Source organism: Micromonospora sp. NPDC048843 (assembly GCF_040649965.1).
Taxonomy (GTDB): Bacteria; Actinomycetota; Actinomycetes; order Mycobacteriales; family Micromonosporaceae; genus Micromonospora; species Micromonospora hortensis.
In genome coordinates this window covers 1-6,144 of record NZ_JBEZGJ010000284.1, presented here as the reverse complement: position 1 = coordinate 6,144, position 6,144 = coordinate 1, and the positions used below count along the sequence as shown (strand labels likewise).

General features: G+C 73.8%; 9 protein-coding genes. 4 read left to right on the top strand and 5 right to left on the bottom strand.

Annotated elements, in window-relative coordinates:
- A partial coding sequence (locus tag AB0C20_RS34605) for an SDR family NAD(P)-dependent oxidoreductase (protein ID WP_357569589.1) occupies window positions 1-337 on the bottom strand: 337 nt, incomplete at its 3' end.
- Window positions 338-416: 79 nt separating this feature from the next.
- On the opposite strand from AB0C20_RS34605, the gene AB0C20_RS34600 reads away from it, so the two are divergent.
- The 3 genes from AB0C20_RS34600 to AB0C20_RS34590 all read left to right on the top strand — a co-directional run bounded on the left by AB0C20_RS34600 (window position 417) and on the right by AB0C20_RS34590 (window position 2,538).
- Window positions 417-1,250 carry a patatin-like phospholipase family protein gene (locus AB0C20_RS34600; RefSeq protein ID WP_357187638.1) on the top strand — a complete coding sequence of 278 codons (834 nt, stop codon included), beginning with the start codon at window positions 417-419 and terminating at the stop codon, window positions 1,248-1,250.
- 60 nt (window positions 1,251-1,310) lie between these two features.
- Window positions 1,311-1,772 (top strand): peroxiredoxin, encoded by a 462-nt coding sequence (locus AB0C20_RS34595; protein ID WP_357187641.1) that lies wholly within the window; start codon window positions 1,311-1,313, stop codon window positions 1,770-1,772.
- Between the two features lie 82 nt (window positions 1,773-1,854).
- Window positions 1,855-2,538: a hypothetical protein gene (locus tag AB0C20_RS34590; RefSeq protein ID WP_357187644.1), complete on the top strand. Its 684-nt coding sequence runs from the start codon at window positions 1,855-1,857 to the stop codon at window positions 2,536-2,538.
- A gap of 6 nt (window positions 2,539-2,544) precedes the next feature.
- On the opposite strand, the gene AB0C20_RS34585 is transcribed toward AB0C20_RS34590, so the two are convergent.
- Window positions 2,545-2,997 carry a MarR family transcriptional regulator gene (locus tag AB0C20_RS34585; protein WP_357569588.1) on the bottom strand — a complete coding sequence of 151 codons (453 nt, stop codon included), beginning with the start codon at window positions 2,995-2,997 and terminating at the stop codon, window positions 2,545-2,547.
- A 96-nt stretch (window positions 2,998-3,093) separates the two neighbouring features.
- On the opposite strand from AB0C20_RS34585, the gene AB0C20_RS34580 reads away from it, so the two are divergent.
- A complete protein-coding gene (locus AB0C20_RS34580) occupies window positions 3,094-3,546 on the top strand; it encodes a MarR family winged helix-turn-helix transcriptional regulator (protein ID WP_357187650.1) in 453 nt (150 codons plus the stop codon).
- A 103-nt stretch (window positions 3,547-3,649) separates the two neighbouring features.
- On the opposite strand, the gene AB0C20_RS34575 is transcribed toward AB0C20_RS34580, so the two are convergent.
- From AB0C20_RS34575 to AB0C20_RS34565, 3 genes are all read right to left on the bottom strand, one after another.
- The gene (locus AB0C20_RS34575; RefSeq protein ID WP_357569587.1) at window positions 3,650-4,582 is read right to left on the bottom strand and encodes a CU044_5270 family protein; all 933 of its coding nucleotides are present in this window, start codon (window positions 4,580-4,582) and stop codon (window positions 3,650-3,652) included.
- A complete protein-coding gene (locus AB0C20_RS34570; RefSeq protein ID WP_357569586.1) occupies window positions 4,579-5,163 on the bottom strand; it encodes an RNA polymerase sigma factor in 585 nt (194 codons plus the stop codon). The genes AB0C20_RS34575 and AB0C20_RS34570 overlap by 4 nt, the downstream gene beginning before the upstream one ends.
- A gap of 64 nt (window positions 5,164-5,227) precedes the next feature.
- Window positions 5,228-6,144, bottom strand: a 917-nt coding sequence (locus AB0C20_RS34565; RefSeq protein ID WP_357569585.1) for a sterol carrier protein domain-containing protein, incomplete at its 5' end; no start/stop codon positions are given.

Sequence of the window (6,144 nt, the reverse complement as noted above, 5' to 3'; positions counted from 1 at the left end):
CGAGGTTGACGTCGACGACCCGGCGCAGGTCCTCGACCCGCAACTCGGTGAACGGCCCGATCAGGCTGGTGACGCCGGCGTTGTTGACCAGGCCGGTGAGCGGGCCGAGCTGCGCGGCCGCGTCGAACAGGGCGCGCACCTGCTCAGGGTCGGTGGTGTTGGCGCGTACCGCGATGGCCTGTGCGCCGGCGGCCCGCAGGTCAGCCAGGACGGTGGTGGCGGCGGCCTCGTCGCGGCGGTAGCACAGGGCGACGTGGTGACCGGTGGCGGCGAGCCGGCGGGCGGTGGCCGCGCCGATGCCCCGGCCGCCGCCGGTGATGACGGTGACGGGTGCCACGGTGCCTCCCAGGGTCTGCGCAAGGGCTTTGCCGACGCTACCGTGACCGGCGCGGGTCGGTCGTCGAGAGGAGGGTCACATGCAGCGCGCGTTGGTGCTCGGCGGTGGCGGGGTGACCGGGGTGGCCTGGGAGTGGGGGATGCTGGCCGGGTTGGTCGAGCGGGGCGTGCCGGTCACCGAGGCCGATCTCGTGGTGGGCACGTCGGCGGGTTCAGTGGTCGGCGCGCAGGTGTGCTCCGGGTTGCCCGTCGAGCGTTTCTACAGCAAGCAGTTGGCGCCGCCGTCGAGTGAGCTGGCGGCACGGTTGGGTTTCACGACGCTGGCGCGGTTGATCTGGGCCGGTGGTCGGACCCGGGACGCGGTGCGCTCGCGGGCGCGGATCGGGGCGATGGCGGTGGCGGCCCGTACCCAGTCGGAGGCGTCGCGCCGGGTGGTGATCGAGGCCCTTCTGCCGGAGCAGGAGTGGCCGCAGCGGCGGCTGTTGGTCACGGCGGTGGACGCGTCGTCCGGGGAGTTCGTGGTGTTCGACAGCGACAGCGGGGTGTCCCTGGTCGACGCTGTGGGCGCGAGTTGCGCGGTGCCCGGGGTGTGGCCGCCGGTGACGATCGGCACGCGCCGCTTCGTCGACGGTGGGATGCGCTCGAGCGTGAACGCGGACCTGGCGGCGGACGCGCGGGCGGTGCTGGTGCTCGCGCCGACGTCGGCGGCGTTCGGGCCGATGCCACGGCTGTCGGCGCAGGTGGACGCGTTGCGGGCGGCGGGGTCGCGGGTGGTGGTGCTGACGCCGGACGCGGCGGCGCGCACGGCGATCGGCCGCAACGTGCTGGACCCGGCGCGGCGCGCGAGCGCGGCGCGGGCCGGGCGGGCCCAGGCCGACCTGGTGGCCGACGAGGTGGCGGCGCTCTGGGCGTGATCGCTTACGCTCACCGCGCGGTCGATCAGACGACGGTCGATCGGACAATGGAGGTGCGCGGTGGCGGGTGTGGGTGTCGGCGACGTGGTGCAGGATTTCGAGCTGCCGGATGAGACGGGCACGCCGCGGCGGCTGTCGGAGTTCCTCGCGGCCGGGCCGGTGGTGTTGTTCTTCTACCCGGCGGCGATGACCCGGGGGTGCACGGCGGAGAGCTGCCACTTCCGCGACCTCGCTGCGGAGTTCACGGCGCTGGGCGCGACGCGGGTGGGCATCAGCCGCGACCCGGTGGCGAAGCAGGCCGAGTTCTCGAAGCTGCACGGCTTCGACTATCCGCTGCTGTCGGACGCCGACGGCGCGGTGGCGCAGCAGTTCGGCGTCAAGCGGCGGGTGCCGTTGGGGCCGTTGAGCATGAAGCGCATGACGTTCGTCATCGGCGCCGACCAGCGGGTCGTCGAGGTGATCCACAGCGAGGTCAGCATGAACGAGCACGCGGACCGGGCGCTGCGCGCGCTGGGCGGCTGAGCGGGCGTGAGCCCCGTGCGGCGGGTGTCGCAGTCGGCTGGTATCAAGACAGCAATCAAACAGGTGTACGGAGAGGGTTGTGATGGATGCCGGCCAGGGTTTGTCCACTAGCGAGGTGCAGAGCATCCGGGAGTCGTTGGCCGCCGGGCGCAAGCCGCGGGTGGTGTTCACCGCTGCGGCGGGGCAGATCGCCGGTCAGGTCGGTCAGGTGATCGAGCTGACCGACCCGGAGGTGTCCGACGAGTTCGTGGTGGTGCGCTTCGGTCGCGACGAGTTGCCGTTCTCCCCCGCCGACCTGGCCGTGGCGCCCAAGGGCGTGACTCGTCGGGTGGTGGAGCCGAAGCCGGAGCCCGAGCCCGAGCCGCCAGCGGCGGCCGCACCGGAGTTCGTGTTGGACACGCCGCGGGTGCCCGCGCAGCGACAGGAGGAGCCGAAGGTGGAGCAGACGGAGAAGCCGCCGGCGCGGCGGGCGGTCAAGGCCGTCAAGCCGAAGGGCCCCGCGGGTCTCACGGTGACCTTGGCGTACGCCGACGGTGAGTGGACCGTCGCCGCGCAGCAGGGCAGCAAGGCACTGGCGAAGCCGTACGTGGTGAAGCCGGCGGAGGCGTTGAAGATGGTGGCCCTGGTCGACGTGCCGGGGGTGCAGGAGGCGGTGGAGCAGATCCTCGGCACCGAGCGGGCCGAGGCGGAGCAGCAGGCCGAGAAGCTGCGCGCCGAGTTGGCCGAGATCGAGGCCCGGCTGGCGGAGCTGCGCGAGGCCCGCTGAGGCGGGTCAGTGCCGGCTGTGGTGGTGCAGCAGTCGGGTGAGCAGTCGCGTCAACTGCTCGCGCTCGGCGGCGGACAGCGGGGCGAGCAGGTCGGCTTGGACGCGCTCGAGGGTCACTCCCATCCGGCGGGCCTCGTCGGCGCCGGCGTCGGTGGCGCTGATGACGTTGCGGCGGCGATCGGCCGGGTCGGGGGCACGCACCACGAGCCCTCGGCCGGCCAGGTCGTTGATGGCGGCCACCACGTCGCTGCGGTCGATGCCGCAGCGCCGGCCGAGGTCGGCCTGGCTCGCGGGCCCGTCCTCGGCCAGGGTGGCGAGCAGCCGGTAGTGGTAGCCGCGTAGGTCGTGCGCGGCGAAGCCCTCGCTGAGCAGGCGGGCGGCGTGTCCGGCGGTCTGGTTGAGCAGCCAGCTCGGGGTGGTGCTGAGCCCGGCGGGTGACTGCGGGGCCGCGTTGTCCATGCGGCGCAGCCTAGCAGTAATCGTTGGCGCGACCCACGATCGGTGTTACGTTGGTGCAACCAACGTTGGACGCGCCAACGTATCGAAGGAGGCGTCATGTCCACCATCCCCGCCCTCAACGGCCAGGTCATCGGCCACGCCCACTACGCCACCCGGGCCCTGCTCGAACGGGCCATCAGCCCCCTCGGCGTCACGTTCGACCAGGTGGTCGCGCTGCACGTCCTCGCCCAGGGCCCGGTCGAACGCGCACACCTCACGCACCGGGTCACCAGCACACTCAAGATCGACGAGTCGGCCGTGCGCCAGGTGGTCGACCAACTCGTCGACGCCGACCTCGCGCAGGTCGACGGCGCGGCCGGCGGCGACGAGCCACGGCTGGCGCTCACCGACACCGGTCGCGCCGTGCAGCGCGGCGTCGTCGCCGCCGTCGCCGACCTCAGCGCCCGGCTGTACGCGCAGATCCCCACCGACGAGGCCAGCACGGCAGCGCGGGTGCTCACCATCGTCACCCAACGCGCGAACGCCGAGCTGGCGGCGATCCCGGCCTGACCGCGCCAAGGCCCGTGGTGGCGGTGATCCCGGCCTGACCGGACACCGCGACCGAGCGACCGGCGCCCAGGACGCTGAGCCTGGGGCCGGCCGCCCGGACCACCTACCGCGCCGGGCGCTGCCCGAGCTCCGACACCACGGCCCGTTGCAGCACCGCGGTCGTGCCCAGCACCGTCCCGGCCGGCCCGTCGACGGTGTCCGCCACGAGATAGCTGCGCTCACCGAGGTAGTCGAAGGTCCGCTCATCGAAGATCCACTCGTCGCGGCGGCTCCGCTCGGTGTGCGCGACGGCTATCCCCCGCCGCCCAGCCGCGTCGGCGACCCCGCGCACCACCTCGACCCCGGGGATCTTCGCCGCGGCCCGGTAGAGCGCGGCGCTCGTGACCGGCGGCACCAACGACTCGCGCAGAATGTCGCCGATCGCGGTGAACGCCGCGCCGTCGCGGCTGTTGCCCCGGCCCCGCTGCTGGCGTTCCCCGTACAGCTTCGCCAGCAGGGCGTCCGGGTCCTCGGGCAGGTCGACCAGCGCCGCGTTCGGCGTCACGTCCGTGAGCGTCTCGCGCTGCGGGACCACACCGATGATCGGCGCGTGGAAGAACGGCTGCTGCAACAGGCCGTCACCCCGCTCGTTCCGGGGGATCCAGATCTCCCGCTCGCGCACCGGCCGTAGCCGCGCCGGGCCGTCACCGAGCTCGGCGAAGGCACCCCGGCTCCTGATGTAGACGTACCCGCCCGCGCCGGAGGGTGGTCCCGGCTTGTCGCTGGCCACCGCGGCCATCCGGTTCAGCAGCAGTGACGCCCCGACGCGTTCCCCCTGCTCGACCGGGACGATCAGTGGCGCGCTGTCCGCCGACCACGGCTGGGCGACCGTCCCGGCCGCGACCGCGACGGTCAGCACGCCCGCCACGGGCGCGAGCACCCGCATCCGTCGTGGCCGCCGCGACGGCCGCCGGATCTCGGTCAGCAGATGATGCCGCAGTACCTGTCGGCGCATCGCCGGCAGGGCCGGTACGGGCGCGGCGGTCGGCTCTGTCATCGGTACTCTCCCTGCTCGACGGGGGTCATCCGGATGCCGGCCAGCTCCTGCTGTGCCAGCGCTCGCAACCGGGCCCGGGCCCGCGACAGCCGGGAGCGCACGGTCCCGACGGGTACGCCCAGCGCCTCGGCCGCCGCCGCGTAGTCCAGTTGCGACCACACGCAGAGCAGGAACACCTCCCGGTCGGCGCGGCGCAACGCCCGCAGTCCCGCCATGGCGGCGGCCACCTGGTCGGCGTCGTGCATCCGGTCGACCACCGCGTCGGCAAAGTCCGGGACGGTGTCGCGTACCGGCAGCCGCCGCAACGCCTCCCGGTGCCGGCGCGCTGCCCGCCAGCGATTGCGCAGCACGTTTGTCGCGATCCCGAGCAGCCACGGCCGCAGGCTGTCCCCATCCGGACGCAGGGATTCGCGGATCCGCCACGCTTCGAGGAAGGTCAGCGACACCACGTCCTCGGCGTGCGCCGGATCGCTTCCGCTCCACAGCGCATGTCGATGAACCGCGTCGGCGTGCTCGTCGAAGAGCTCACCCAACGCATCGGAGTCTCCGGCCCGGATCCGGGCGCGCATCTCGGCTGTCACACCTGTATCTGTCCGCTGCCGCCGCTGAGTTCCCACTTCGGAGGCGGAAACCGTCGGCCGCCGGTCAGAAGTAGTCGAGCAACTGCGCGGGGCCGCCGGAGGCCAGGAGGTCGAGCGCGGCCGGGTCGACGCCCGGGCTGTGGTGCAGCAGCCCGGCCTGCGCGACCGAGCGGGCGGGCGCGGCCCCGGCGTAGAGCAGGGCGAAACCGCGCACGTCCAGCCGCAGCTCGGCCTCGCCGTCGACGCGGGTCAGCTCGGCGGCGCCGTCGGCGACAGCCAACCGCCAGGTGCCGGAGTTCCAGTCGGCGAGCGGGTCGGTGAGGCCGAAGTCGACGGCGCCCCGGGCGTGCGCCGGCCACCCCCGCGCGCTCACCGCGCGGGCGACGTCGACCGGTCGGTGCATCCACAGGTCCCGCTCGTGGTCACGGGCCGACTCCAACGGCAGGTGAGGGCTGACCGCGTCCCCGTCGAGCGGGCACAGCCGCAGGGTCGGCGCGACACTGGCCCAACTGCCGAGCACCCCGACGAGTTCCCGGGCGGCCTCGGCGGTGACGGCCAGCGCCTCGTCGACGGTGAGCACGGAATCTGCGCCGTAGCCTCGGCCCCTCTGCCAGGTGGCGTAGCCGACCAGGTCGCCGTCGCGCTCGACGAGGGTGAGACCGTCGCCGGGCAGACCCCGGTCGGCGGCGAAGAAGTCGTACAGCTCACCCCGGCGGGTCAGCATGCCGTTGCGGTGCCGGGTGACCCGCTCGTACAGGCCGGCGACGGCAGGCAGGTCGGCGGGCGTACCGGCCCGGACGGTGAGGTGCGACGCGGGCCGGTGTCGGGGCAGCGCGGCGGTGGCCAGGTCGACGGTACGCAGCACACCGGCGGCCTCCCACCCGCAGGCCCGGTACGGGGCGGCGACTGTCGGGTAGAGCGCGCTGACCGCCGCCCCGCGCTCGCGTGCGCCCCTCAGCAGGGCGGTGAGCATGGCGCGGG

Excerpts from the sequence above, each read along its gene's own strand:
- AB0C20_RS34590 (WP_357187644.1), top strand. The coding sequence starts at position 1,855 with ATGGATGCCGGCCAGGGTTTGTCCACTAGCGAGGTGCAGAGCATCCGG.
- AB0C20_RS34575 (WP_357569587.1), bottom strand. The coding sequence starts at position 4,582 with ATGACAGAGCCGACCGCCGCGCCCGTACCGGCCCTGCCGGCGATGCGC.
- AB0C20_RS34600 (WP_357187638.1), top strand. The coding sequence starts at position 417 with ATGCAGCGCGCGTTGGTGCTCGGCGGTGGCGGGGTGACCGGGGTGGCC.
- AB0C20_RS34585 (WP_357569588.1), bottom strand. The coding sequence starts at position 2,997 with ATGGACAACGCGGCCCCGCAGTCACCCGCCGGGCTCAGCACCACCCCG.
- AB0C20_RS34580 (WP_357187650.1), top strand. The coding sequence starts at position 3,094 with ATGTCCACCATCCCCGCCCTCAACGGCCAGGTCATCGGCCACGCCCAC.